This is a genomic window from Pseudomonas sp. stari2, from assembly GCF_040760005.1.
GTDB lineage: Bacteria > Pseudomonadota > Gammaproteobacteria > Pseudomonadales > Pseudomonadaceae > Aquipseudomonas.
The window spans coordinates 4,971,651-4,996,138 of the sequence record NZ_CP099760.1 but is presented as its reverse complement, the minus strand read 5'-3'; the positions used below and the strand labels follow the sequence as shown (position 1 = coordinate 4,996,138).

Annotated in this window: 25 protein-coding genes; 10 read left to right on the top strand and 15 right to left on the bottom strand. The window is 56.1% G+C overall.

Going from position 1 to position 24,488, the window contains the following annotated elements; all coding sequences use genetic code 11:
• Positions 1-172: 172 nt before the first annotated feature.
• Both NH234_RS22845 and NH234_RS22840 read left to right on the top strand, forming a co-directional pair.
• Positions 173-1,795, top strand: a complete 1,623-nt coding sequence (locus NH234_RS22845) for a methyl-accepting chemotaxis protein (protein ID WP_367254379.1) — start codon at positions 173-175, stop codon at positions 1,793-1,795.
• 112 nt (positions 1,796-1,907) lie between these two features.
• Positions 1,908-2,351 carry a hypothetical protein gene (locus NH234_RS22840; protein WP_367254378.1) on the top strand — a complete coding sequence of 148 codons (444 nt, stop codon included), beginning with the start codon at positions 1,908-1,910 and terminating at the stop codon, positions 2,349-2,351.
• Positions 2,352-2,411: 60 nt separating this feature from the next.
• Here the strand turns inward: NH234_RS22840 and NH234_RS22835 are convergent, their stop codons facing one another.
• Both NH234_RS22835 and NH234_RS22830 read right to left on the bottom strand, forming a co-directional pair.
• Positions 2,412-2,717: a PepSY domain-containing protein gene (locus NH234_RS22835; protein WP_065259299.1), complete on the bottom strand. Its 306-nt coding sequence runs from the start codon at positions 2,715-2,717 to the stop codon at positions 2,412-2,414.
• 138 nt (positions 2,718-2,855) lie between these two features.
• Positions 2,856-3,983 carry a glycerophosphodiester phosphodiesterase gene (locus NH234_RS22830; RefSeq protein ID WP_367254377.1) on the bottom strand — a complete coding sequence of 376 codons (1,128 nt, stop codon included), beginning with the start codon at positions 3,981-3,983 and terminating at the stop codon, positions 2,856-2,858.
• Between the two features lie 217 nt (positions 3,984-4,200).
• Here NH234_RS22830 and NH234_RS22825 point away from each other — a divergent pair, with 217 nt between their 5' ends.
• Entirely contained in the window at positions 4,201-4,527 is a 327-nt protein-coding gene (locus NH234_RS22825) for a DUF2025 family protein (protein WP_007951085.1), read from the top strand.
• A gap of 147 nt (positions 4,528-4,674) precedes the next feature.
• Here the strand turns inward: NH234_RS22825 and NH234_RS22820 are convergent, their stop codons facing one another.
• The gene (locus NH234_RS22820) at positions 4,675-4,989 is read right to left on the bottom strand and encodes an antibiotic biosynthesis monooxygenase (protein ID WP_367254375.1); all 315 of its coding nucleotides are present in this window, start codon (positions 4,987-4,989) and stop codon (positions 4,675-4,677) included.
• On the bottom strand, positions 4,989-5,693 hold the full coding sequence (locus NH234_RS22815) for a CTP synthase (RefSeq protein ID WP_367254374.1): 705 nt from the start codon (positions 5,691-5,693) through the stop codon (positions 4,989-4,991). The genes NH234_RS22820 and NH234_RS22815 overlap by 1 nt, the downstream gene beginning before the upstream one ends.
• Before the next feature lie 15 nt (positions 5,694-5,708).
• On the opposite strand from NH234_RS22815, the gene NH234_RS22810 reads away from it, so the two are divergent.
• On the top strand, positions 5,709-6,650 hold the full coding sequence (locus NH234_RS22810) for a LysR family transcriptional regulator (protein ID WP_367257231.1): 942 nt from the start codon (positions 5,709-5,711) through the stop codon (positions 6,648-6,650).
• Positions 6,651-6,657: 7 nt separating this feature from the next.
• Here the strand turns inward: NH234_RS22810 and NH234_RS22805 are convergent, their stop codons facing one another.
• The 4 genes from NH234_RS22805 to NH234_RS22790 form a co-directional block, all read right to left on the bottom strand.
• Positions 6,658-7,200 carry a DUF1003 domain-containing protein gene (locus NH234_RS22805; RefSeq protein WP_227233269.1) on the bottom strand — a complete coding sequence of 181 codons (543 nt, stop codon included), beginning with the start codon at positions 7,198-7,200 and terminating at the stop codon, positions 6,658-6,660.
• Between the two features lie 125 nt (positions 7,201-7,325).
• The gene (locus NH234_RS22800; RefSeq protein WP_367254373.1) at positions 7,326-8,645 is read right to left on the bottom strand and encodes a methyl-accepting chemotaxis protein; all 1,320 of its coding nucleotides are present in this window, start codon (positions 8,643-8,645) and stop codon (positions 7,326-7,328) included.
• A 175-nt stretch (positions 8,646-8,820) separates the two neighbouring features.
• Positions 8,821-9,873 carry a diguanylate cyclase gene (locus tag NH234_RS22795; protein WP_367257229.1) on the bottom strand — a complete coding sequence of 351 codons (1,053 nt, stop codon included), beginning with the start codon at positions 9,871-9,873 and terminating at the stop codon, positions 8,821-8,823.
• A gap of 146 nt (positions 9,874-10,019) precedes the next feature.
• Positions 10,020-10,628 carry a TetR/AcrR family transcriptional regulator gene (locus tag NH234_RS22790; protein WP_367254372.1) on the bottom strand — a complete coding sequence of 203 codons (609 nt, stop codon included), beginning with the start codon at positions 10,626-10,628 and terminating at the stop codon, positions 10,020-10,022.
• A gap of 213 nt (positions 10,629-10,841) precedes the next feature.
• On the opposite strand from NH234_RS22790, the gene NH234_RS22785 reads away from it, so the two are divergent.
• A complete protein-coding gene (locus tag NH234_RS22785; RefSeq protein WP_367254371.1) occupies positions 10,842-11,894 on the top strand; it encodes an MBL fold metallo-hydrolase in 1,053 nt (350 codons plus the stop codon).
• Positions 11,895-11,936: 42 nt separating this feature from the next.
• Here NH234_RS22785 and NH234_RS22780 read toward each other — a convergent pair whose 3' ends face one another.
• From NH234_RS22780 to NH234_RS22770, 3 genes are all read right to left on the bottom strand, one after another.
• A complete protein-coding gene (locus NH234_RS22780) occupies positions 11,937-12,188 on the bottom strand; it encodes an XRE family transcriptional regulator (RefSeq protein WP_367257228.1) in 252 nt (83 codons plus the stop codon).
• A gap of 20 nt (positions 12,189-12,208) precedes the next feature.
• Positions 12,209-12,526, bottom strand: coding sequence for an XRE family transcriptional regulator (locus NH234_RS22775; RefSeq protein WP_367254370.1), 318 nt, complete (start codon positions 12,524-12,526; stop codon positions 12,209-12,211).
• A 93-nt stretch (positions 12,527-12,619) separates the two neighbouring features.
• Entirely contained in the window at positions 12,620-13,387 is a 768-nt protein-coding gene (locus NH234_RS22770) for a helix-turn-helix transcriptional regulator (protein WP_367254369.1), read from the bottom strand.
• Positions 13,388-13,499: 112 nt separating this feature from the next.
• Here NH234_RS22770 and NH234_RS22765 point away from each other — a divergent pair, with 112 nt between their 5' ends.
• Complete coding sequence (locus NH234_RS22765) at positions 13,500-14,315, top strand: sulfite exporter TauE/SafE family protein (RefSeq protein ID WP_367254368.1); 816 nt, start codon at positions 13,500-13,502, stop codon at positions 14,313-14,315.
• Positions 14,316-14,378: 63 nt separating this feature from the next.
• On the top strand, positions 14,379-15,569 hold the full coding sequence (locus NH234_RS22760) for a hypothetical protein (protein ID WP_367254367.1): 1,191 nt from the start codon (positions 14,379-14,381) through the stop codon (positions 15,567-15,569).
• Between the two features lie 3 nt (positions 15,570-15,572).
• Here the strand turns inward: NH234_RS22760 and NH234_RS22755 are convergent, their stop codons facing one another.
• Both NH234_RS22755 and NH234_RS22750 read right to left on the bottom strand, forming a co-directional pair.
• Positions 15,573-16,577, bottom strand: a complete 1,005-nt coding sequence (locus NH234_RS22755) for a hypothetical protein (protein WP_367254366.1) — start codon at positions 16,575-16,577, stop codon at positions 15,573-15,575.
• Between the two features lie 171 nt (positions 16,578-16,748).
• On the bottom strand, positions 16,749-17,258 hold the full coding sequence (locus tag NH234_RS22750; RefSeq protein ID WP_367254365.1) for a Bro-N domain-containing protein: 510 nt from the start codon (positions 17,256-17,258) through the stop codon (positions 16,749-16,751).
• Positions 17,259-17,832: 574 nt separating this feature from the next.
• Between NH234_RS22750 and dcm the strand changes: the two genes are divergently transcribed.
• From dcm to NH234_RS22735, 3 genes are all read left to right on the top strand, one after another.
• Entirely contained in the window at positions 17,833-19,269 is a 1,437-nt protein-coding gene (gene dcm / locus NH234_RS22745) for a DNA (cytosine-5-)-methyltransferase (RefSeq protein WP_367254364.1), read from the top strand.
• A 92-nt stretch (positions 19,270-19,361) separates the two neighbouring features.
• Positions 19,362-19,814 (top strand): very short patch repair endonuclease, encoded by a 453-nt coding sequence (locus NH234_RS22740; RefSeq protein WP_367254363.1) that lies wholly within the window; start codon positions 19,362-19,364, stop codon positions 19,812-19,814.
• Positions 19,815-19,817: 3 nt separating this feature from the next.
• Positions 19,818-21,167 (top strand): type II restriction endonuclease, encoded by a 1,350-nt coding sequence (locus NH234_RS22735; RefSeq protein WP_367254362.1) that lies wholly within the window; start codon positions 19,818-19,820, stop codon positions 21,165-21,167.
• Between the two features lie 39 nt (positions 21,168-21,206).
• Here the strand turns inward: NH234_RS22735 and NH234_RS22730 are convergent, their stop codons facing one another.
• Together NH234_RS22730 and NH234_RS22725 are read right to left on the bottom strand one after the other, a co-directional pair.
• A complete protein-coding gene (locus tag NH234_RS22730; RefSeq protein WP_367254361.1) occupies positions 21,207-22,742 on the bottom strand; it encodes an HNH endonuclease in 1,536 nt (511 codons plus the stop codon).
• A gap of 161 nt (positions 22,743-22,903) precedes the next feature.
• On the bottom strand, positions 22,904-24,154 hold the full coding sequence (locus NH234_RS22725; protein WP_007951068.1) for a ribonucleotide-diphosphate reductase subunit beta: 1,251 nt from the start codon (positions 24,152-24,154) through the stop codon (positions 22,904-22,906).
• Positions 24,155-24,488 lie beyond the last annotated feature (334 nt).

The window sequence follows — 24,488 nt, the reverse complement described above, 5'->3', positions numbered from 1 at the left end:
AAATCAACGTGTTACCGGCGGTCGGATATTTCTCAAGAAGCTCTCTGGCACGCCGATCACGCATGAGTTAGGTTGCGCGCCTTCGGCCATGAGCCAAGGTCCGCCGACACGGATGTCCGGCCACAATTCACGTCTTACCGGACGTGCCTCATCCCTGTCCCGAGTACCTGCAATGTTGCAAAAATCCCTGAGAGCGCAAATTCTTGCCCTGCTGAGCGGCAGCCTGCTGGCGATGCTGTTGATCGCGCTGGCCTGCTTTCACTTCCTGTCCAACGGCGTGCAGAGTTACAGCCAGTTGATCGCCGGCCCCTTGCACGCCTCGCAACTGATCGACGAAGCCAACCTGCAATTCAAGGTGCAAGTGCAGGAGTGGAAAAACGTCCTGCTGCGCGGCAAGCAGCCAGCGGACCTGGCCAAGTACTGGGGCCAGTTCGAAGACCGTCAGCGCGATGTGCAGGACATCCTCGGTGAGCTGGCCAACCAGAAAGGCCTCGAGCCTGCGCTGAAAACCCGCATCGAACGCCTGCGCGAAGAACATCGACTGCTGGGTGCTGCGTATCAGAAGGGCCGCGATGCCTACGTCGCCGCCGGTGCCGATCCGACCGCTGGCGACGTGGCGGTCAAAGGTGTTGACCGTGCCGCCAGCGACCAGATGAGCGAGCTGGTGGCCGAGCTGCGCAAGCAGGGCACCGAGCAATCGGCGCAGATCAGCGCCAGTGCCGATCGCACCGTTTGGCTGGGGCTACTGGTGATGCTCGCGTCGGGCCTGCTGATCGGTTTACTGAGCCTGTGGCTGGTCAACCGCAATCTGGTCGAGCCGATCCGCAAGCTCATCGACTACGTCACCCAGTTGAGCAAGGGGCGTCTGGTCGAGCGTGTGGCCAGCGACCGTCAGGACGAACTGGGCAACCTGGCTGCTGCGGCCAACACTCTGCGCGATTTCCTCGCCGAAACTTTCAACCATCTGCAGCGCAGCGCCAAGGATCTGGACAGCGCCAGCGGCGAATTGAACGCCATCGCCACCGTCATGGCCGGCGGCACCAACGAGCAGTTCAACCGCACCGATCAGGTGGCCACGGCGATGAACGAAATGTCTGCCACTGCCCAGGAAGTCGCCCGCCATGCGGCTGATGCAGCGCGCGCTGCCGACGATGCCGACCAGTCCGCCCAGCAGGGCGAGAAGGTCATGCAGAGCACCATCCACAGCATCACCCAGATGCGCGGCGAAATCGCCAACACCGCCACGGTGATCCGTCGTCTGGAAGCCGACAGCGGCCGCATCGGCAAGGTGCTGGAAGTGATTCGCGGCATCGCCGAGCAGACCAACCTGCTGGCGCTCAACGCCGCCATCGAAGCGGCCCGAGCAGGGGAAGCCGGGCGTGGTTTTGCGGTGGTCGCCGACGAAGTGCGCAACCTCGCGCAGCGCACGGCGGAGTCGATCATCGAGATTAATCAGATCATCCACAGCGTGCAGACCGGCGCGGTGGATGCGGCCCACGCCATCGACAGCGGCCAGACCCGCAGCGATGAAAGCGTCGAGCAAGTGACCCAGGCCGGCGCCATGCTCGAGCGCATCACCCACGCGGTCGAAGCGATCCGCGACATGAACCGCCAGATCGCCACGGCGGCTGAAGAACAGACTTCAGTGGCCGAAGACATCTCGCGCAACCTGACCGAGATCACCTCGATCGCCAGCACCAACCTCGACAACGTGCAGCGCACTGAAAGCGCCAGCCAGAACCTGCATGGCCTGTCCGGCCAACTCAACGACGTCACTGCTCGCCTGAGCGTCTGACCCGCCACTGATTGTGTACCGGCCCGGTTACCGAGTCGGTACACAGTCGATCTCAATTTCACGTGCGCATCGCCGATGGCCGGTTATTCATAACCGTCATTGGAGATTTCCCATGGTCAGCATCACGTCTGTTTCGATCAATCAGACCGTCACCACACCTACCAGCAAAACATCGATTGCCGACCCGGTCGACGACACCTCGACCACAGCGGCGGCCGGCACCGGTGTGAAGGCTGACACCAGCAAAGTTGCGGCGGGCGGTGGTGCAGCACCGACCGGTGACAGCAGCTCCGGCAATGATGAATCGGATACCGTGAAAGAACTGCGCAAGCAGATCGCCGAGCTGCAAAAGCAATTGCAGGAACAGCAACAGGCGCTGCAAGCGGCTCAGGCGAATCAGGAAAGTCAGGATGCCAAGGCGGCGGATGTTGCCGCTGCGCAGTCGCAGATCGCGACGACGTCGGCTTCGTTGCAGACGGCGACGGCGGCGTTGCTGGCGGCGTTGCAGGAGTCTGATTCGAGTACGTCGGGGGCGTTGGTCAGTACTTCTGCATAAGTCGCAGACACAAAAAAGCCGCACGATCCGAAAATCGTGCGGCTTTGTCTTGCGAGGTAATCAGTGATCTTGCTTGTTGCTCAGAACCTTGCCGGTGGCCGCATCCAGGTCAACATCCCATTCCTTGCCATCGGCAGTACGCAGTTCGACTTCGTACTCATAGCCGTTGAAATGGTTGTCCAGGTCGGTGTCGACGATGGTCGCGCCCGGGTGCAGGGCCAGGGCAATCTTGTTCAGCTCTTCCAGTGGCTTGATCTTGCCGGACTTGACCAGCTCAGGGATCTGATCGACACGAACGTCAGCCTGGGCCAGGCCCGCGGTGAGGGTCAGGGCAGCAGCGGTAAACAGGGCAGTCAGGGTTTTCATCGGTTATTCCTTTGGGTGATTCGTTCAAGTGGGCTCAGGTTAACGACCTCAACTTAATTCACCCTTAATACACAGCGAGCAGGCCGGACTCCCAATGGGAGTGGGCCTGCTCGCGAATACTGACGCCCGATTTACAGATCAGAAACCGTTGTTCTTCAACACCTGATCCACACTGGCGGCGGCCGGGCGTTTGTAGAACTTCAGCAGTTCGCTGGCGCGGTTGGTGAAGATGCCGTCGACGCCGGCGGCCATGACTTTCTCATAGTCCACTGGCTCATCGACGGTGTAGACGTGCACCAGCAAGCCCTTGTCGTGGGTGTACTTGTTCATCCATGGCTGCACGAGGTCCGAATAGCTCTGATCGCCGCCGTGGGTCAGCTTGGCCGAAGGGCCTGTACCGATGGCGCCCTGAGCCTTGGCGTAGTCGATCCACTGCTTGAATTCAGCTTCGGATTTCGGCTCTTGCTTGCCGTAGAAAACGTTCTTGTCCTTCTCGCCGGATTCGGCAAAGGTCACTTTCGATTTTGGCTCGATGCTGCCTTCGCCGACCCACAGCAACAGGATCTTCGGCACCTGCGGCATCTCCTTTTGCAGCAGTTCGAGGCTGTTTTTCTCGAAGGTCTGCAGGATCACTTTACCGTTGCCTGCGCCGACGCTGGTGGCATCTTTAGGCTGCTTGGCACCGGCCGGGATCAGCAAACCGCGAGCCTGGAGTTTTTCCTTCAGGTCATGCTCGATGCCGGGGAACAGTTGCGGTTCCTTGGTCTCGATGTACAGGCCCGGCTTGTGCTGCGGGTTGGCCTGGGCGATGTCGATGATTTCGTCGAGGGTCAGAATCTTCAGACCGACGTAGGACGGACGCGCGCGATCCGGGTACTTGGCGTTGTACCAGCTGCCGGCGTCGAGGGTTTTCAGTTCGGCCATGGTGAAGGCATTGGCCGGGCTGTCCTTGCGCTCCGGGAACTTGGTGGCGACGTCGGTGGTGCGCTGCAGGTTGTCGTCGTGCAGGGCGAACAGCACGCCGTCCTTGCTGCGCTGCAAGTCCATTTCCAGGTAATCGGCGCCCAGGTCACGGGCCAGTTTGTAGGAGGCGGCGGTGGATTCCGGGGCATCGAAGGACGCTCCACGGTGGGCGATCACCGCCGGGTGCGGAATGCCCTCGGAGGCAGCGAGCGCAACAGGGGTTGGCTGGCTGGCAGCGTGAGCCTGACCGAGGCCGAGCATCAGGCTCAGCAGCAGTGCGCTTTTGGTAAACGTGGCGGGCATGTCGAGGTCCTTTCGCAGGTATTTTCGAAGATGTACCTTTTAGCAACTCAAACGAAAACGTGCTATCGCGAGACCGACATAAACGTACTGAAAGCGAATATTTCCGCACTTTTGTGCGTTCGTTTGCAGTACGCTTGGCCATGGCAATCGCCCCGGCAGAGGGCGTGCCACTCATTGCCCTGCGTGTAGACCATCGATCCTTTTCGTGAGGTTTACCATGCGCATCACATCGCAACTCATCTGCCAGGCCGCCGACGACCTCAAGGGCTTCGTCGGCCTCAACCGCAAGACCGGCCAGTACATCGTGCGCTTCAGTGAGGACTCGTTCGGCATGGACGTGGCCGATGACGGCATCATTCCTTGCAGCGAATTCGTCTGGGCACCGACCACCGAACAGACCATGACCCTCAAGCGCGAACTGATCCAGTTGCTGCTGGACCAGAACATCGATGACCGGATCAACATTACCGAGCCGTTGCGCGTTTATATGAATAAACGGGAAGTGCCGGAGATTGAGGCGGTGCGTAGTCTGGTGAAGGGCTGAAGTCTGGTCGTGACTGTTCCGGCCTCATCGTCGGAACGCCGCCCGGGGCAAGCCCGCTCCCACAGGTCCCGCGTGATCTTGAGAACAACGCAGTACCCTGTGGGAGCGGGCTTGCCCGCGAAGGGGCCAGTGAATACACCTTAGTACTCACTGGCCGAACCGATACTCCCGCTCCACCCGACACACCCGCGTATGAAACGCCGAATACCACTCGGCCCGCCCGCGCGCCTGAATCACCCGGTGCTCCGGATGCTCGCGCCAGGCGAGAATCGCCGCTTCGCTCTCCCAGTACGAAACCGTAATCCCCACCCCGTCCGCCCCCCGGATCGAATCGATGCCCAGAAAACCCGGTTGCTCGGTCACCAATTGCATCATGCGCTCGGAGGCCTCGGCATAGCCGTTGTCGCCCTCGGTGCGGGTCGAGGTGAAGATCACGGCGAAACATTCAGTGTTCGGTTTCATCAAGGTTGCTCCGAGCAGGCTTCGACAAACGCTCGCACCAATGGCGGCAATTGCCCCTTGAGCGCTGCGCGTTCCGGCTGGAACAGTGTGGCGACAAAGAACGCATGGTTTTTCAGCTCGATGGCGCGCAGATCGCCTGCCGAATCGTGACCCACGGCGTTTAGGTCATGGGTCAGCAACTCCCGTTCGAACTGCGGATTCACACCGTAGCGGCAGCGATAGCCTTCGTGAATCTCCGATGTTTCGTACGCCTTGGCGATCAACGAACCGGGCACCAGATGGATGCTGTCCACGGCTTCTACCAATGAACACGTCAACGGCGAGAGCACCGCGCGATTGGAGTCGGGCGAAGTTTCGCCATGTTCGGCGTCGGCCCAACCCAGCACGTTGCGGGAGAACTCCAGCACCGCATGCTGAAAACCGCCGCAGGTGCCGAGGAAAGGGCGCTGCTGCTCGCGGGCAAAGCGGATGGCCCGCAGGGCACCGTCTTCGCTTTTATAGGGGCTGGCCGGCACACACCAGAAACCGTCGAATGTTTGCAGCGGCGTCTCGGGCAGGATTCGGTCGGTGGCCAACCATTCGAATTCGACCGGACGGCGAAGGTGTTCCGCCGCCAGTCCGAGGGCAACCGGGATGGCCTGGTGGGCGGTGACTTGCGGATCGAAATCACCGATCAGGGCGATGCGCAGGGCTCTGGATTCCATGAGTACTCGCTGTGCTTGTTGAGGGATGACGCTCACTATAGATTGGCGTTCACGCACTCTAAATTGGCGTTTTCCCAAGTGATCAATGCAGCTACGCAATATCGACTCGACTTTCCGGATCTGGCCTTGATCCTCGCTTTGGTGCGCGGCGGCTCTCTGGCCCGGGCGGCGCAGCTGTTGAAGGTCGATGTGTCGACGGTGTTTCGCGCCGTGCGCCGACTGGAAGCGTCACTCGGTCAGCAACTGTTCGAAAAAAGCCGCGCCGGTTATTTGCCCACCAGCCTTGCGCAGACCCTTGCCGAGCAGGCCGAACGTGCCGAGCAGGCACTCGAAGCAGCGCGTATTGGTGTGGAGCAGGGCGGAGAAGTAATCAGCGGCACGGTGCGTCTGACTTGTACCGACTCGGTGCTGCAAGGTCTGCTGCTGCCGGCGCTGGCGCAGTTCATGCCGAACTACCCGGCGCTGACCATCGAGCTGAGCACCTCCAACGACTTCGCCAACCTCAGCCGCCGCGATGCCGACATCGCCCTGCGCCTGACGCGTACACCGCCGGAGCATCTGGTCGGACGGGAGCTGGCGAAGATTTCCTACCGGGTCTGCGCCAGTCCGCGCTATCTACAAAAGGTTGAAGCGGCCGATCTGGCAGCGCTGACCTGGATCGCCCCGGACGACTTTCTGCCCGATCACCCGACCGTCGCCTGGCGCCGTCAGCAGTTGCCGGGTGTGACGCCGAGTTATCGCTGCAACAGCATGCTGTCCGTGACGGAGTTGGTGCGTGCGGGGCTGGGCGTGGCGGCGTTGCCGGACTTTCTCATCAACGAAGGGCTGCAAGCCCTGAGCGAACCCTTGCACGGTTATGACACCGCGCTGTGGTTGCTGACCCGCCCGGACTGCCGCGCATTGCGCTCGGTGGTCACGCTGTTTAATGAATTGGGGCGGGCGTTGCGTCTGGCCTGAAGAGGAATCATGACGAAGGGCGTTGTTCCTGTTGCAGGATGTGCTGATGAACTTCGCGTGTGAGGATTTCGATGCGCTCGGTCAGGTCCTTGGTCATCTCGGTCAGGTGTGTGTTCTGCTGCAGTAATTCGAGCAGTTGCGCAGTGTTCTTCGCCGCCTCCGCTTGGCGTTCGCTGTTGGCCACTGCCAGCGCCTCACGGTGCTGTGCGTCGGCCTCTGATTGCGCTTTGTCCCGTGCGGCCTGACGGGTCTGGGCCAGCAGAATCAGCGGGGCGGCATAGGCGGCCTGCAGACTGAACGCCAGATTCAACAGGATGAACGGGTAAGCGTCGAACCCGGTTACGCCGCTGACGTTGAGCCCCATCCAGAGCACCACAATCAGAGTCTGTGCGCCGAGAAAGGTCGGCGTGCCGAAGAATCGCGCGAACGCCTCGGCGCGCAAGGCGAACTTGTCGTTGCCGAACGTCGTGTTGAGGTGGGCGTGGGGGCGGTGAAAGCGCAGGTGATCGGCGGCGGCAGGGGAAGGCGATTCGGGATGTTTGGTCGTCATGATGGGCTCGGTGACGCTTGGGACTGAAGACACTATAGTCCCGCACCGTGGAGCTTGTGCTCAGCGCTGGCAGCTGGCTCCCGAAAGAGATGCCAGCGCCGGGGGCTAGACGATGGTTGCGGATTTCATCCTCGCGCCCGCTCATTGGCGAACATGCTCACGGCTTCCACCGCCTCGCTGGCGCCGTCACGAATCTGCAGGATTACCGTGCCGGCCTGATCCGCCAGTTCAACACCCTGTGCTGCGCGACCCCGGGTGCCGTCCATGCTCTTGATCGCCTGACGGGTTTCACTCTGGATCAGGCCGATCATATTGGAAATCTCTGCCGTCGAGCCGCTGGTGCGCGCCGCCAACTGCCGCACTTCATCGGCCACCACCGCAAAGCCGCGGCCCTGCTCGCCCGCACGGGCGGCTTCGATTGCGGCGTTCAGGGCCAAAAGGTTGGTCTGGTCGGCAATCGCGCGGATGGTGTTGACGATGGCGGTGATCTGTTCGGAGCGCTCGCCCAGTTGCGCAATCAGTGTGGATGACTCGGCAATGTCGTCGGCGATTTCGCGCATTTCACTGGCCGCTTGCTGGATGACTTGCGTGCCTTGCTCGGCGACTTTTCGGGTGGCGACGGAGATGTGATAAGCGGCACTGGCGCTGCGTGCATCCTGCTCATGCTGCTCGACCCGGGCGGTTACGTCGGACGCGAATTTTACGACTTTGCACAAGCGGCCGGCGGCATCGTAGACCGGGTTGTAGTTGGCTTCGAGCCAAACCGTTTGGCCGCGTTTATCAACGCGCTCGAACTGACCCTGGAACAACTCGCCCTGGTTCAACCGGCGCCAGAAGTCCTGATAGTCGCTGCTGTTGACCAGGTCCGCCGGGCAGAACAGTCGATGATGCTTGCCCTTCAACTCGGCGAGTGTGTAACCCATGCGCGTCAGAAAATTCTGATTGGCAGTGAGAATATTGCCGTCGAGATCGAATTCGATCACCGCCATGGCGCGATCAATGGCCTGCAACTTGGCGTTGGCTTCACTTTCCTGCTGGACTTTGGTGGTGACGTCCATGGCGTATTTGACCACTTTCACTACCCGGCCCGAGGCATCCTTGATCGGGTTGTAGCTGGCCTCGAGCCAGATCGGTCGGCCTTGGCTGTCGATTCGTTCAAAGGTGCCGGACTGGAACTGGCCGCTTTTCAATCGCGACCACAACTCGGTGTATTGATGGCCATTGGCAAACGCTGGCGGGCAGAAGCGGCGATGGGGCTGGCCGATCGCCTGTTCAGCCGTGTAGCCCATGGTTTTCAGGAAATTGTCGTTGGCACTGAGCACGACGCCGTCGAGATCGAATTCGATCACCGCCATGGAGCGGTTGATCGCTTCCAGCAGACTGGACTGTTCGGTAATGGTGTTTTGGAGATCGGCGAGGACGGTCTTGTGGCGATTGAAAAACATGCTGGAGGCACTCTGGAAATAGGGCTGATAGTGGGTTCCCTGTTTCCGCGTCAGTCAGCCAGACATGTCGATGGCTGGCAGCAGTGTGCCAGCATCCAGGCTGGCGGGTTCACTTATACAAAACTTTATAAACTTGTACAAGAAATCGATTTTTTTCAATTTTGTACAAGTTTTTTCAGGCGCTGGATCGGCTCAACGCTACGCTGATCGTATTACGTCCCGCGTGCTTGGCGGTGTATAGCGCCTTGTCGGCATCGTCGAACCACTCAAGGGCGTCGGCGTAGAAGGTCTGATAGCGGGCGAGGCCGATGCTCAGGCTGACGCGCAGTTCGGCGACGTCGGGGTGGCGATAACGATCCATTCCCTGACGCAATTGCTCCATGAGTGCTTCGGCCTTGTTCAGTGGCAGGTTGGGCAAGATCACGCAGAATTCATCGCCGCCGTAACGCCCGGCCAGCTCGCTTTCGTCGAGCACGAATTTCAGCTCGCGACTCAATTGCCGCAGCACCGCATCGCCGACGATGTGCCCGTAACTGTCGTTGATCGACTTGAAATGATCGATGTCGATCAGCGCCAGAATGGCTTGGGAATTGTGTTGTCGGCACTGCTGGAACTTGAGATGCAGCAGGTCTTTCCAGGCGCCGTGGTTGAGCAGGCCGGTCAGGCTGTCGGTGCGGCTTCGGGCGCTCAGGGTGCGTTTGTGTTCGGCGAGTTTGATCGCCAACCGGTAACAGACCATGCCCAGCGCCAACGGATAAAGGGTCAGCATTGGCAGGCAGGCCCAAACCTGAATCGGCGTGGCCGTCAGGGTGAAATGGACGCCGAACACCGACCAGCCCAGCAGCACGCCGATCACCTGAGCGAGGGCGCCGAGCAGGAACAGGCGCTGGCCGCCGGCGGCCACGTTGTTCATGGTCATCATCGACAGAATGGTTACTGTGGTCAGCGGATTGAACTGGAAGCACGCGGTCCAGAAGCCGCCGCAAACTGAGTCATAAAGCAGGTTGCGGCGTTCGGCGCGATAGGGGAAAGCCGATCGGGTCGACCATTGATAGGCCACGTGCGGCCAGAGAAAACCGTTGAACAGCAACAGTGCCCACAGCCAGCCCGGCATGTTCAACGGATACAGCGCGGCACCGACACTGAAGAAACCGACGCCCAAGCCGATGGCCCGTGGCAAGTAAATGCGCCTGGCGAATGACAAGCCTTTGCCGCGTTGGTTTTCCATGATGTTCTGCGCCAGATTCATTCTGAAACACTTTGCAGTGTAATTCTTCAGAGCGACCGTTCATCGGTCAATGACAGACATTGTCATTTATTCCAGCGGGAAAATTCAGTGTCCTTGTGAGCCATTTACCGTGGCGCAGGCCTTGTCTAGAGCTGATAGCAGGCCAGGAACATGTCGAGCGCAGAATCGACCACGGCATTTTGCGTAGTGCTGTCGAGGGAGGGCTGGCCCATGGAAATCTGTGGCCAGAAGGCGAAGGATTTGAGCAGCCCCTGTACCTGATGTGCGGCGAACTCCGGATCGACCGGTTTCAACCGACCGTCCGCCTGAGCCGCGCGAATCCACATGGTCACGCTTTCCTCACGTTCGCCCATGCGCGCCACCATGTTCTGCGCGCGCTCGGGGGAGTGGATCGCGGCGGCGATGGCGACCCGGGCCAGGTTCATGAAGTTGTCGTCTGCCATCGTCTGCAGTTTGGCCAGCAGCATCGTTCGCAATTGATCGCGCAATGGCTGGTCGGGCTGGTACGCCACGGCTTGTTCGGTGCTGATCCGTGCCCACAACTGGTTGAGAATTTCGGCGAACAGCTCTTCCTTGCTGGGAAAATGGTTGTACACCGTGCGCTTCGACACCCCGGCAGTGGCCGCAATCTTGTCCATGCTGGTGACCTCGAAACCGTTGGTACGGAATTCGGTGATCGCAGCCTGGATGATGGCTTCGCGTTTACGGTCGGTGAGGCGCTGGGGGGCTGTCATAAATTCGATTCGGCAGGAAAAGGGAGAAATTACACTCGGCAGTTTACTTGTCACTAGGATTGATGCAACCTAGAAAGTACACCGATCAGTGTAATGCTGCGTTAATCGGTGCAACCTAAAACCAGATGTCCGGCTGATGCGTGCGTGCCTTGGCCATTATCGTCCCACCGTGGGAATCCGTGAATTGCGCGGTGTTTCCGGAGTCATTCAGTCATGGCCAAATCCATTGCTTCTGCGGGCAGTCAAACTCCTGAACCTTCGCGTCAAGCCGAAGGCGTATTCCGCAACCATGCGCCGGTGCAGCGTGAAGGTGTGCGCAAGATGCTACGAATCATGTGGAACATGATCTTCCACAAACCGCGCAACACCCGGCCGGCCGCGGCCATTCCGGTGCAGCCACTGACCCGCGCGGACCTGACCGCGGCGCCCAACCACAGCGTTTATCGCCTCGGTCACTCGACCCTGCTGCTCAAACTGCAAGACAAATTCTGGATCACCGACCCGGTGTTCGCCGAGCGTGCCTCGCCGGTGCAATGGGCCGGGCCGAAACGCTTTCACCAACCACCGATCAGCATCGACGAATTGCCGCCGATCGAAGCGGTGATCCTGTCGCACAACCACTACGACCACCTCGACTACGAAGCGGTGTTGAAACTGGCCGACAAGGTCAACGTCTTTCTGACCCCGCTGGGCGTCGGCGACACCCTGATCAAATGGGGCATCGATGCCGACAAGATCCACCAGTTCGACTGGTGGCAGGGCACCGAAGTCGCCGGCATCCGCTTTATCGCCACCCCGTCGCAGCACTTCTCCGGCCGGGGCCTGTTCGATGGCAACCAGACCCTGTGGGCTTCGTGGGTGATCATCGATGGCGACACGCGGATTTTCTTCAGCGGTGACAGCGGTTATTTCGACGGTTTTAAACGCATCGGCGAACAGTACGGCCCCTTCGATCTGACCCTGATGGAGACTGGTGCCTACAACGTCGAATGGCCTTACGTGCACATGCAACCTGAAGAAACGTTGCAGGCCCACATCGACCTCAAGGGCCGCTGGCTGTTCCCGATCCACAACGGCACGTTCGATCTGGCGATGCATGCCTGGCACGAACCCTTTGATCGCATTCTTGCACTGGCCTGGGAGCGCAGTGTTTCCATCACCACCCCGCAAATGGGCGAGGCGTTCAACCTGGCACAACCGCAACGCGGGGATGCGTGGTGGCTGGCGGTTGAAGGGGAGAGTGAGGCGGTGGTGCAGGGGGCCTGACGAGTTTCTCAGGTTCGCTCCCCATCGGAGCGAACCGCTCTTTCAGGCTTCGTTTACCGAAATCTGATTCAGGTACTTTGAAATTGTGGCGGATGGTATATCGCGGAATCGTCCTCGGAACATGCCCTCTAGTTTCTCCAGCGATATCTCAAGTTTGTCCGCCGCTTCACTTCCGCTTAACTGCGCAGTTTCCATCAGTGCAGCCAACTTCATCACCGCTTCAGATTTGGTCTGCATCTCGAATGCATCACCAACGCCTAGGTCTTGATAAACGTTACCTGTGCTTTCTTCCATTTCGATCAAGTCCTGAGTCCTCAGTCTGCCATCGCATAATTCCCACGTTCCACTGACTCGGCCGTGGTCCCTTTGATGCTTGTCGAACGCCCCGGCGCAAACCCCGGAAAGAACACCAACCCTTGTGCCTCGAACCGATACGTCAACGCCAGCCGCGCCGAATCCGACACTTCCTGTTGCGCTTCGAACCGCTGGATGTCGTCAACCGAAACCCCGGATTCCCGCGACAGTTGTTCCACGCTCCAGCCCAACATCCCTCGGGCCTGGGCGCAATGCGTCGGGGTGAACTGGAAGAGGGCGATACGTTCGAGGATGAGGTTCATCGCTGAAGAGGCCATGGTGTGCTCCGGGCTCGAGAGTGCTGATGGAAAATGTACTGTGTTTTTGTACAGTTGTTTTCGGCCGGGATCAAACGCATTTTTTGATTTGCCCTAGTTCGCCGCCTCCAACCAGACGGACGGTGCCTGACCGAGGATCCGGCGGAACATCGTCGAGAACGCCGCCGGGCTGTCATAACCGAAATCCAGGGCAATCCGTGTCACTGCTTCACCCGCCGCCAGCCGTGCCAGCGCCAATACCACGCAGGCGCGCTGGCGCCATTGGCTGAAACTCAGGCCGGTCTGCTGACGAAACAGTCTGTTGAAGGTGCGTAAGCTTACGTGCAACTGATCGGCCCAATGCTGGGGTGATTGGTGGGCATTCGGCTGATGCAGAAAGGTCTGACACAGTTCGAGCAGTCTTCCGTCAGGCGGCAGCGGGATATGCAGCGGCAACGGTGCGCTGCGCACCAATTCATGCAGCAACAGATCGATCAGCACGCCGTCACGCCCGGCAAGGTCATAGGTCAACGGCAGCTCCACGGCTTCCATCAGCAAGTGCCGCATCAACGGCGACACACTGATCACCTGACAACGCTCACCCAGATCCACCGCCCCCGGTTCGATATACAAACTGCGAGTGCTGACCCCCAGCATCAACACCTCATGCGCCACCCCCGGCGGAATCCACACTGCCCGCTGCGGCGGCACCACCCAGTTGCCATCATGCGTGCTGACCTGCATCACCCCGGTCGCGCCGTACAACAATTGCGCCCGCCGATGCGTATGACGTGGCAACAGATAGCCGTGGGAATAATCCGTACCGATCGCCACCACCGGGCGCGGCGTGTCATCCAGCAGATTGATCGAAACATTGCGCATCAAGCGGCACTCGGCAGTTGGCGTAAACGCAAACATTATTGGCTGACTTGCTGAAGCAGGCCAAGCGCCGCCGCTCTATCGTCGACCGCTCCCAAACAACGGACGACGCGCCATGTTCTACCTCCTGCTGACACTCTTTGGCTGCCTGACCGGCGTCACCGCCGTGCTCTTCGGATTCGGCGGCGGCTTCGTCGTCGTGCCGCTGCTGTACCGCATGCTCACCGCGAGCCACGGCGCCGACGACCCGATCAGCCAATCCGCCATGCACATCGCCGTCGCCACCTCGACCTGCGTGATGATCGTCAACGCTTTGGTCGCCACCGACAAACACCGCCGCGCCGGCAACCTGATCCGGGATTACCTGTGGCCCTTGGGCGGGTTCATAGGATTGGGAGCAGTCGTCGGCGCAGTCGCAGCGGTTTGGGTCAGCGGCGAAATCATCCGTTATGCCTTCATCGCCTACCTCGGCGTGACGATTGTCGATTGCCTGCTGCGACGCGGCTTTCTCACACAGTCCGAAGGCGTCATCCCACGGCGATTGGAAACAGTGGAAACGTCCGGCGGCGGTGTAGGCATTGGCGCCATCGCAACCTTTCTCGGTGTAGGAGGAAGTGTCATGACCGTGCCGTTATTGCGGCGTTGTGGGTTGAGCATGTCCCAGGCGACTTCGATGGCCAATCCATTGAGCGTGCCTGTGGCATTGGCGGGAACCCTGACGTACATGGCGATGGCGGGACTCAGCGAGACAAAACTCGGGCCATGGTTTATCGGGTATGTGGATCTGCTCGCGTTTGCGGTGCTGACGCTGGGCTCGATGCTGGGGATTCGACTGGCCACGCAGTGGATCGGGCGGATTCCGGATCGGGTGCATGCGTGGGTGTATATCGCGTTACTCATCGTCGTGATGCTGGGCATGACACTGAAGTAGCACCTCGATTCCTGCGCGCATCCTCTTCATACTCCGCAGCCTTATTCACTCAGGGATCGATTCATGCTCAAGGGACTGTTGCGCCTGGCGCCATATGCTGTGGCGCTTTTCACACTGACTTCTACTGCCCAGGCCGAAGATGGCCGGCGTGTTCTCACCGGCACGTTGGGCAAGACGCCGATCGTGGTCGAACTCAATACCCAGAACCCGGATGAAGTGACCGGTCGTTACTTCTACGAGAAGTATCACCGCGATTTGGCCCTCAGTGGCTCGTTGCAGGACACCACATTGACGTTGGTCGAGGGCAACAATCGCTACGGCGATGACAAGCCGCTGCCAACGTTGAAACTTGAAGAAACTGCCACTGGCTGGCAGGGCGAGTGGCAAAGTCCGAAGGGCAAGAAGCTCTCAGTGCAACTTTCCGAGGCCAGGCTTCCAGCGCCGACAACTTCTACGCTGCCCTTCATCGCCGCGCTGCCAAACGGCGAGCCGTATGAATATTTGCGACTACAGGGACTCAAGCTCAAACCGCTGAAGAAGCAAGACTTCATGGGCTACACCCTGCAATGGTGGACAGAACCGGAGTCGAAGATTTCGCTGTTCAGCGTAGAGTCCGGTCTGCCAAAAGATGATCTGCAACGGGTTAACCAGCAGTTGCTTGGGCGATTGTGGAATGAAGTCATCCGCTATCACGGTTGCCAACTGCGGGGCGGGGAATACGTCGAGTTCATGCAGGACGCAGAACCCAAAATGATTTCTCCAGCCGTGGTCAGTCTGAACATCTCGACCAGTTATTACTGTGGTGGCGCGCATCCGGACTTCGGTGATTCCCCCCTCAACATTGATGTAAGCACAGGCCATCCGTTGTCACTCGAAGATGTGTTGTGGGTCGGTGAGGGCAAGCCACTCCTGCATGCCGAACGAGACAGTCTGGGTGACAAACCCTTGAGCCAAACTGAAAGTGACGCGCGTTATCAGTATGAACACAAAGAGCTGGTGCCTTGGCTGATCAAGCAATTCATCGCCCTGTACCCCGCAGAAATGAAGAAACCGACGCAAGATGACGATTGCGACTTCACGGAAGAAAGCGTTTGGGGTTCCTCGCCGTGGTATTTCACTGCGAAAGGTCTGTACCTGGGCGCCTACTTCGCCCGCGTACAACGTTCTTGCGACAGACCAGACTGGTCGATCCTGCCGTACTCCCTCGTCAAACAACACCCCGGCGCCGTCCAACTGCAACTGCCCCAGGGCTGACCATCACGCCAAACCCGGCGCTTCACGAATGATGAAGTGATCCAGGTTCTCGATATTGGCATTGAAGACCTCGAAAGGCTTTTCGGGGTTCTTCTTGCCCGGCACCTGCTTCAACTCCGGCGTCACGCCATAAAAGAAGCAGAACAACTCCTTGTCACTGTCGATGGCGTGCTTGATCTCTTCCAGAAACGCCTTGCGCTTGCGGTAGTTGTCGATCAGCTTTTTGTTGAGATAGACACTGACCGGATAAGGCTTCTTCTTGCTGTCATCCGGCTTCTTGAACCAGACCTTGTCCTCGAAATCGATCCGGAAACTGGCGCTGTGGAAGTCCTCGATCTTCTTGATCCGGCCCCAATAAATCAGCCCCTTGTTGTCCATCAAATACTCGATCTTCTTGAAGAACGAACTGTACGGCGCCGTATGCTCGCCAATCTTCAACGGCATGCGCTTGAGCAAATCCTTGTCCGCGAAGTTCGACACAAAACACTCCACGGGGTGAGCGAAGACACTGGTCTTGTCCGGCGCCGCCTCACGACTCGGCGATTCTTTCGAGGGGGCAGTCGCCACCCGCACCGGATCATCCCGCAACACATCCGCCGCCCCCGCCGCCCCCGCCGCCCCCGCTGGCGCAGCAGGCTTGCGCACATACTCACGACGCGTCAGCAACAACTCCGACGGGAAATGCTCCTCACGCCCGTCATCCGTTTCCCCATCCGCCGCCTCAACCCCCGACGCCGACGTCTTCAAACTCACATACGGACAACCCGCCACATGCTGCGTACCGGGCAGATTCTTGAAGTGCGGCGTGCGCACGTAATTCACGTTCTTGGCGTTGAACGTGCCCAACTCGTTGGAAGCATCGAACGCCGAACGACAGGCGTCGTTGGGGCACTGGAAGTGTTCCTTCGCAGAATCGAACGCCACCGTCTCATCGAAATTGAGATCGCGAACGTCATAGATCGACAACTTGTCGTCGAGGCTGAGGCAGTAGGCGAGGTCGAATTTCATGGTGGGGCTCGGGTCCTTGAGTGGGGGAGGGGTATTAATAGCGGGTGGTTGGGTGGGTTGCACTGATTGTTTTCAGAATGATGCAGAACCAGTCTGCTGACGATTGTCCTCCCAAGAACTCCGGGCCATAAAAAACCGCTGCTTGAAAACTCAAGCAGCGGTTTTTTGATGTCAGTAACTACGCAGCATTCGTGAAGCTTTACGCCACCAGGACTCATGTCGATTGAACGGATCCTCCGCCAGCAAACACGGCATGTCCCGCAAGCGAATCCATGGCTCATCCTGCCAGTGCAGTGTGCTCAACGACATTTTCGGCCAACTCAAAACGCTCAGCGTCGGGCGCTCAACCGAGCGCATCGGACGGGCATCTCGCAGCGCAGGCACAACCTGATGCGTCACCCATTCACGAAGCTGCCGATACTCGGGGCAGTAGTGATAGATCAGCAGCGCATATACGCCTGACTCGCTGACCATCAAGTGTTCTCCGGCTTCGCCATAGGTCTCAACGCGCATCATCTGCCGCTGATCGGCATCGAGTTTGCGCAGCTGTCGCTCATCCAGATATTTGCCCATCAGTCGCCCCAGTTCATGAACGCAGAACCAGGCCTGGTTCTCCACCAGAAGAGCATGCAGGTGGGTTTTGTTGCGGTTAAAACGAGTCGGAAGCAGTGGTTCAGACATGGCGTGCCTCCCGAGTCGGAAGAACGGGATTCAAACGGCGGGTACAGCGATTCGCCTTCATCATGAAGGCTGAGTAGTCAGGCATTTCCATTTACCTCTGGCTGCTTTCTTAGGGCATTCGTTAGGGTGTCGGGAGCTAAGAAACCCACCAGAGACGGGCCGGACATATTCCCCTTTCGGGTCTTGTATTCGCCCACTCCCGACATAACGGGACTTTTCGCAGGCGTAGAGAAACCGCAGACGAAAAAAAAGCCGCATGACTGTCGGGTGCGGAGGACCGCTCTGGTTTGTAGAGTTTCTTAGGCTCGGAGCTGAGGGTAGGGGGATCAGGGATGGTCGTCAACCAGCGACTTTTCCTACTGCTCGTGAGGCAAAACGAAATCTGGACAATGGCGTGGAGTAAATTATGCTGTGTTTATATCCAGTGTTTGGTCGCCACTGTTCTTCCAATTCTTCCAGCCCGTGTCACCATGACTGATCTCACGGATTACGGGAAATTTCATTTACTTTGAAGTTTTCAGGGCTAGAATGGTGACCATTCGTCACAGCTTTGACCCAGAGGAATTTCCGGCTCATGAATCTTTTTGAAACAGCATCTTTTGAATCCTTGAGCGAAACGACCTCGGATTCTTATGAGCCTGATACCCATCCTGTTACCGACCTTGCGTTACTGCACAAGCTGCTGGAGATCTACGACCAAGGGCAGTTGGCCGAAATTCTCAACGATGTGAGCCCGAGCCACTGGTGCCGTGAAACCATCAATCGATGGATCAAGGGCAAGGCTTCGCCGAAGCTCTCCCACATTGAGTTCACCCGCCTAAAGGATCTGCTGCCCAAGCGTTTGAACCACAAACCTTCATTTACCTTTATCGATCTCTTCGCCGGTATTGGCGGTATCAGAAAAGGGTTTGAGGCTATCGGTGGCGAGTGCCTGTTCACGTCCGAATGGAACAAGTACGCGGTCAAGACCTACAAGGCCAACCACTATTGCGATCCGGCTCGCCACCGCTTCAATCTCGACATCCGTTCGGTCACTCTTTCAGACAAGCCCGAAATCAGCGACGAAGAAGCCTACAAGAACATTGATCGCGAAATTCCTGATCACGATGTCCTGTTGGCAGGTTTCCCGTGTCAGCCGTTCTCGCTTGCAGGTGTGTCCAAGAAGAACTCTCTGGGACGCAAGCACGGTTTCGAGTGTGAGACCCAGGGCACTCTGTTCTTTGACGTGGCGCGGATTATCGCTGCTAAACGCCCAGCTGCATTCTTGCTTGAGAACGTCAAAAACCTGAAAAGCCATGACAAGGGCAATACGTTCCGGATCATTTGCGAAGCGCTGGATGAACTGGGTTATGAGGTTGCAGACGTGAATGCACCGAAAGGCTCAGACCCGAAGATCATCGATGCCAAGCACTTTGTCCCTCAGCATCGTGAGCGAATTGTGCTGGTCGGTTTCCGTCGTGACTTGAATGTTCACCAAGGTTTCACGCTGCGTGACATCAGCAAGCACATACCAAAACAGCGACCTAGCTTCGGTGATTTACTCGATAAGGATGTGGATGAAAAATACATCCTTACTCCAAAGCTCTGGGATTACCTCTATCGGTATGCAGAGAAGCATCGTGAGAAAGGCAATGGTTTTGGCTTTGGTCTGACTCGTCCAAACGACGTTGCTCGTACGCTTTCGGCGAGATATCACAAGGATGGTTCGGAAATCCTGGTTGATCGTGGGTTCGTGGACACCTTGGACTTCAACAGTGAGTTGAATCAGCTCAATCGCCCGCGCCGACTGACTCCGCATGAGTGCTCGCGCCTGATGGGTTTCGACAAGCCAGGGGAAAGCAAATTTGTGATTCCTGTGTCTGATACCCAAGCTTATCGTCAGTTTGGTAACTCAGTGGCAGTTCCTGTTTTCGAGGCGGTGGCTCGGTTGATGAAGGATCGAATTTTAGTTGCCAAAGAAAAAGCTTCCAACAAGGATCAACAGCAGTTGGAAATTTCATTGGCTGGTTAAGTTCTAGAGATCGAGCTCTAAGGGTAGTGCAAAGTGATTTTTTTGCGTTAATTATAGATTTTCTGAGTGCGGTTTTTTCGAGGAGATCAGTGGTGGACGTAGTTGATAGTGTAAAACGCTCTCAGATGATGTCTGGCATAAAGGGGAAAAACACGAAGCCGGAAATATCTATAAGGCGCTACCTGCATGCTGCTGGGTTTAGATTCAGATTGCACAAAAAAAGTATGGTGGGTTGCCCTGATTTAACTCTTAATAAGTATCGATTGGTGATTTTTGTTCATGGATGTTTTTGGCATCGACATGAAGGATGCGCATATAAAACGATGCCATCTTCCCGAATCAAGTTTTGGGAGGAGAAGTTTTCAAAAAATGTTGAAAGAGATAAGCGCCAAATTGATGAGCTTTTGCATTCTGGCTGGAGAGTTCTTATTGTTTGGGAGTGTGGAGTTAAACATTCTTTGGTAGATTTTGAGTCTTTGCTAAATTTGATAAAAGGTAAGGATAGGTGGATGATCTGGCCACCGAGTCCTCCAAAAAAAGCCTAGTTTATGAGTAATTTAATTTTCGGGGGGGGTATGGGGCGAACAATCGAACGTTGGGATTTACTTCGAGAATGGATTGGTAAAAGTTCTAGCGTTCTTGTAAAAAAGCTTGCAAGAAATGATTGTAGTTGGGCAGATGATTCTAGTAAGCATCAAAATGGTGTATATATACCTGAAGAGATAAGAGAGTCTCGGTTTTTTCCTTCGCTCATTCCGAAAGATTCGAAGCCGCATATTTTCGAAGCCGAGTTTTATACCGTATGGCCAGCCGCTGAGGGGGAGGTGAAGTTTTCGAGCGTCAAACACTTCTCCAATAAAGGGGCTGAGTGTCATATGACTAGAGTTCCGAAAAAAGAGTTTTCATGTCTTACTCCTGCTTCACTGCTTGTTGGTGGTATCTTGAATGAGCCTTTGCGGGGGGAGATATGGTATTGGTTTGTTGTTGTGGACTCTGCTTCAGATGATGCGGAAATAGTCGAAACGATATTTGAGCTTGGTGTTGATTTTGAATGTGAAATTTTCGATCCATTAAAGATTTTACAAGCAGCAGACACTGAAAGCGAAAAACTAATCGAAGAAATCAGTTTGGCAATTTCTATGGGACGGCTCTCAGAGTTTGTTACCTCTGTATCGAAACTGCCGAGACCAGAGGTGTTAGCTAAAGAAGCCCAGAGCTTATATATTTCAGCTAATGGCCTGAAAGGATTGAACCCGTATGACATCTCCTGTCCTGGCGATGCTGTGATGCGGATTAGTCGTGATATTGAGTTTTCTCTTTATAAGCGAGCGGAACGCCGCCATCGTGCAGCTGATGTAGTTAGAATAATAAGCGAGGGAGGAACGGACTTGGTGCGGTCAGTTGTTCATGGCTTTCCAAGTCTTAATTCATCCTTCTTGAGCGCAAGTCAGCATCGAAAAACTCGTGCTGGAAGATCTTTTGAACAGCATATATCTAGACTGTTGAAAGACGGAGGGGTGAGTTTTCAGGAGCAATATATTACGAGTGGTCGGCGTCCCGATTTTGTTCTCCCGGATGGAGAGGCTCTAAATTCTCTGGCAAGAAGTTACGACGGGGCGCTCGTTCTTTCTGCGAAAACAACTCTTCGTGAGCGCTGGAAACAGGTTGCACTCGAGAAATTTAACTGCGGACTATTTCTAGCGACTGTAGACGACCGCGTTTCATCAGAAGCAATTGATGATATGAATAAAAAGGGCATTTTTCTTGTGGTTCCAGAGATGCTCAAGAGTTCGGACGGTACGTGTTATCAGAAAAAGGGCAATGTCCTTACATTTCGCGAATTTTTTGATGAGGAAATATTGAATAAACGTCCGGGATTTCTTTATTGGTCGGTTTGAAATGAGGGGTGAGCTCTTAAGAGCTTACCCCTTTTTCTGTTAAACGTCCCAGTCTTTTCCTAGTTGATCGACTCCTACAATGTATCCAAGCTTAAGTCCTACAGCTCCAAATGACTTTCCAATATCTTGGTTTTTTGAAAGAGCATCTTGGATAGCTTTCATTTTAGGATTTTTTTCAAATGAAGCCGTCCAAACCGGATGGGACAAGAATCGAGTTATATCGCTCTCGATGACAGTCCAGAGTTCTGCGTCCGGCTCTTTGTCAAGTAACTCTCTCGGTGCTGAGGAAACTAGGCGATGGCCTAGTAGGTGACGAAGAGTGGTGGCTGTGAAGTTAATTGCCGACTGATACGTTAGTCGCTTGGCGCGAATCTCATCTTGCGGGCTCGGCTGAGTAATATCAAAAACTTTTGAATATAAGATATTGAGTATTTTTACAACGTTATTGTGTTCTCTCTCTCTGCATTTTTGTGATTCTATAAAGTTTTCGCTAAGAGGAGGAATGTGGACTAGTGGTTTCAAGACTTTGTTTCTAAATACAGCTTCAGTAAGCGGGGCGGATTGAGAGCTTCCGCCTGCTCTTGATACTAATTTTGTTAGATTGAAATTAGGGTCCTGGGCAATATCCTCAAGTATGGCCTCTTCAAGTGCAGATTTGGCGCGCGCGCGTTCATCCTTTTCCACCCATTTAAGAAATCCAGCTTCGCTAGCGTCAAAAGTTCCTACGTGCTCTTCGTATTTTGAAACTCGCTCCTGCCACTCTTCTGCCATTTTTGATGCAAGTTCGAATGGGGAGAGAGGTAGTTTTTTTATCTTTGACTGCACGGAGTTTACCAAACGTACAGCTTGATCCTTAGTTAGATCTAGATAAATTTTAACAACGACAGCGTTGCGGTTGGCGACCCAGAATGATAAGGCTTTATGCTGCCCGTCGAAGAGTGAGAGTTTATATGACTGTTGGCTCGAATCTACTTTTCGAAGTCGGCATGCGGGTGCTTCATGTAGTGGATTTCTATTAATGTCATTATAAATCTGCCATAGATGATTTATTTTTACTGTGCGGGGTTGGCATTCGTCATCATTGTAGATCGCATTGGCAGGGAGTTCTGCGAAACAAAATTTGTGATTACCTTCTTTATTCGATTCTGTGAATATTTGGTGTTTTTGTGTTACGCCATCTGCTGTCGTGATTTCAACTACTTTGCCCTTGATGGTTATGTCGACGGGCGTAGGGTTTATATCGAGTAGTGCAACTGCTTCGTCATACTTTAGAAATCCTCCTTTTGCACGAATTTTCTCCGTGAGCTTTAAGTAGGGGCGGACGTCAACCGTAGGGTGGTTGCGTTTAAACGAGTTGCAATGGTCGTGTACAAGATTTAAATTCGCTAATTGAGTTGGCCCTCCCTCGAATTCAGGAATGTCGTGATCGGCTACTAATTTTTCCGTCGCTTCGATATTTTTTTGTCCGCAAAGAAAACAAACTCCACCAGACTTATCAAGTAATGCAGTTTCAATTCCGGCACGCTCTGCATCTGGAAGCTTTTTCTTCAACGCTGTAGAAATTACGATCGGCATTTTTTGTACCTTAATGTTAGAGGGAGCTGAGTTTACGCGAAAAAAATAAAGTGCTTTATGGGTGTTGTAACTTTGCGTGTGCCAGACTCCTGAAAAAACATGTTGCAAAAAAAAGGCCACCTCTCGGTGACCTCTTCTATAGCAGTATGTCTAGCTAGAAATCAATCCCAGCTCAACGCACCACCAGTCTGGTATTCGATCACACGAGTCTCAAAGAAATTCTTCTCTTTCTTCAAGTCCATAATCTCGCTCATCCAAGGGAACGGGTTAGTCGTCCCTGGGTACTCTTCCTTCAAACCGATCTGCGACAGGCGACGGTTAGCGATGAACTTCAGGTAGTCCTCCATCATCGCTGCGTTCATGCCCAGTACGCCGCGAGGCATGGTGTCGCGGGCGTATTCGATTTCCAGCTGGGTGCCCTGCAGAATCATCTGCGAAGCTTCTTCCTTCATTTCGGCGTCCCACAGGTGTGGGTTTTCGATTTTGATCTGGTTGATCACGTCGATACCGAAGTTCAGGTGCATGGATTCGTCGCGCAGGATGTACTGGAACTGCTCGGCGACGCCGGTCATTTTGTTGCGGCGGCCCATGGAGAGGATCTGGGTGAAGCCGCAGTAGAAGAAGATGCCTTCCAGAACGCAGTAGTAGGCGATCAGGTTGCGCAGCAGTTCTTTGTCGGTTTCGACGGTGCCGGTGTTGAATTCCGGGTCGGAGATGGCGCGGGTGTATTTCAGGCCCCAGGCGGCTTTTTTCGCGACCGACGGGATCTCGTGGTACATGTTGAAGATCTCGCCTTCATCCATGCCCAGCGATTCGATGCAGTACTGGTAGGCGTGGGTGTGGATCGCCTCTTCGAACGCCTGGCGCAGGATGTACTGGCGGCATTCCGGGTTGGTGATCAGGCGGTACACGGCCAGGGCCAGGTTGTTGGCTACCAGGGAGTCGGCGGTGGAGAAGAAGCCAAGGTTGCGCATCACGATGCGGCGCTCGTCGTCGGTCAGGCCTTCCGGGTTTTTCCAGAGGGCGATGTCGGCGGTCATGTTGACTTCTTGCGGCATCCAGTGGTTTGCGCAGCCGTCCAGGTATTTCTGCCAGGCCCAGTCGTACTTGAATGGCACGAGCTGGTTGAGGTCGGCGCGGCAGTTGATCATGCGCTTTTCGTCAACGGCGACACGGGCGGCGGAGCCTTCGAGCTCGGCGAGGCCTTCGGCGACGTCGAGGGAATCCAGTGCAGCCTTGGCGCGGGCCACGGCGGCCGAGTCTTCGGCGGTCACGGCGCGGGCTTCGAGAGCAGCGGCACCGCCGGCGCTGTCGAGGCGGTCCATGTTGGCTTCGCTAGCGTGGCCGGCGTTGGCGCCTTTCACTGCTGCTACTTCACTGTCTTCTTTGTCGAATTCGTCCCAGCTCAGCATGACGTGTCGTCTCCTGCGTGAGGGCCTGTGCCCGTGTGAAAACTGATTGGTTGGTTTTTCACACGGCCGTACAGGCCGCGTTGGATGTCGTTTTTTGCAGCGGTGCTACGCAGGCAATAAACAGAAAATTTTTACGGGGTTCCGAGAGCCTCTGATGGGCGCAGGCAACGTTGGACGCTGCTGCGGGGCTTCAGACTGGCTATTGATCCCTGTAAGGGAATATTGCAGGCCCGTTATAGGGCGGCATTATAGGGAAATTTTTCCGGGCGTGGTGGGACGAATCCGCGCATGGAACGGTCGGGAGGGCCGGTTTTTCGGTCAGAGCGAGGGTTTA

Excerpts from the sequence above, each read along its gene's own strand:
- NH234_RS22845 (WP_367254379.1), top strand. The coding sequence starts at position 173 with ATGTTGCAAAAATCCCTGAGAGCGCAAATTCTTGCCCTGCTGAGCGGC.
- NH234_RS22840 (WP_367254378.1), top strand. The coding sequence starts at position 1,908 with ATGGTCAGCATCACGTCTGTTTCGATCAATCAGACCGTCACCACACCT.
- NH234_RS22835 (WP_065259299.1), bottom strand. The coding sequence starts at position 2,717 with ATGAAAACCCTGACTGCCCTGTTTACCGCTGCTGCCCTGACCCTCACC.
- NH234_RS22830 (WP_367254377.1), bottom strand. The coding sequence starts at position 3,983 with ATGCCCGCCACGTTTACCAAAAGCGCACTGCTGCTGAGCCTGATGCTC.
- NH234_RS22825 (WP_007951085.1), top strand. The coding sequence starts at position 4,201 with ATGCGCATCACATCGCAACTCATCTGCCAGGCCGCCGACGACCTCAAG.
- NH234_RS22820 (WP_367254375.1), bottom strand. The coding sequence starts at position 4,989 with ATGAAACCGAACACTGAATGTTTCGCCGTGATCTTCACCTCGACCCGC.
- NH234_RS22815 (WP_367254374.1), bottom strand. The coding sequence starts at position 5,693 with ATGGAATCCAGAGCCCTGCGCATCGCCCTGATCGGTGATTTCGATCCG.
- NH234_RS22805 (WP_227233269.1), bottom strand. The coding sequence starts at position 7,200 with ATGACGACCAAACATCCCGAATCGCCTTCCCCTGCCGCCGCCGATCAC.
- NH234_RS22800 (WP_367254373.1), bottom strand. The coding sequence starts at position 8,645 with ATGTTTTTCAATCGCCACAAGACCGTCCTCGCCGATCTCCAAAACACC.
- NH234_RS22795 (WP_367257229.1), bottom strand. The coding sequence starts at position 9,873 with ATGGAAAACCAACGCGGCAAAGGCTTGTCATTCGCCAGGCGCATTTAC.
- NH234_RS22790 (WP_367254372.1), bottom strand. The coding sequence starts at position 10,628 with ATGACAGCCCCCCAGCGCCTCACCGACCGTAAACGCGAAGCCATCATC.
- NH234_RS22785 (WP_367254371.1), top strand. The coding sequence starts at position 10,842 with ATGGCCAAATCCATTGCTTCTGCGGGCAGTCAAACTCCTGAACCTTCG.
- NH234_RS22780 (WP_367257228.1), bottom strand. The coding sequence starts at position 12,188 with ATGGAAGAAAGCACAGGTAACGTTTATCAAGACCTAGGCGTTGGTGAT.
- NH234_RS22775 (WP_367254370.1), bottom strand. The coding sequence starts at position 12,526 with ATGGCCTCTTCAGCGATGAACCTCATCCTCGAACGTATCGCCCTCTTC.
- NH234_RS22770 (WP_367254369.1), bottom strand. The coding sequence starts at position 13,387 with ATGCGCAATGTTTCGATCAATCTGCTGGATGACACGCCGCGCCCGGTG.
- NH234_RS22765 (WP_367254368.1), top strand. The coding sequence starts at position 13,500 with ATGTTCTACCTCCTGCTGACACTCTTTGGCTGCCTGACCGGCGTCACC.
- NH234_RS22760 (WP_367254367.1), top strand. The coding sequence starts at position 14,379 with ATGCTCAAGGGACTGTTGCGCCTGGCGCCATATGCTGTGGCGCTTTTC.
- NH234_RS22755 (WP_367254366.1), bottom strand. The coding sequence starts at position 16,577 with ATGAAATTCGACCTCGCCTACTGCCTCAGCCTCGACGACAAGTTGTCG.
- NH234_RS22750 (WP_367254365.1), bottom strand. The coding sequence starts at position 17,258 with ATGTCTGAACCACTGCTTCCGACTCGTTTTAACCGCAACAAAACCCAC.
- dcm (WP_367254364.1), top strand. The coding sequence starts at position 17,833 with ATGAATCTTTTTGAAACAGCATCTTTTGAATCCTTGAGCGAAACGACC.
- NH234_RS22735 (WP_367254362.1), top strand. The coding sequence starts at position 19,818 with ATGAGTAATTTAATTTTCGGGGGGGGTATGGGGCGAACAATCGAACGT.
- NH234_RS22730 (WP_367254361.1), bottom strand. The coding sequence starts at position 22,742 with ATGCCGATCGTAATTTCTACAGCGTTGAAGAAAAAGCTTCCAGATGCA.
- NH234_RS22725 (WP_007951068.1), bottom strand. The coding sequence starts at position 24,154 with ATGCTGAGCTGGGACGAATTCGACAAAGAAGACAGTGAAGTAGCAGCA.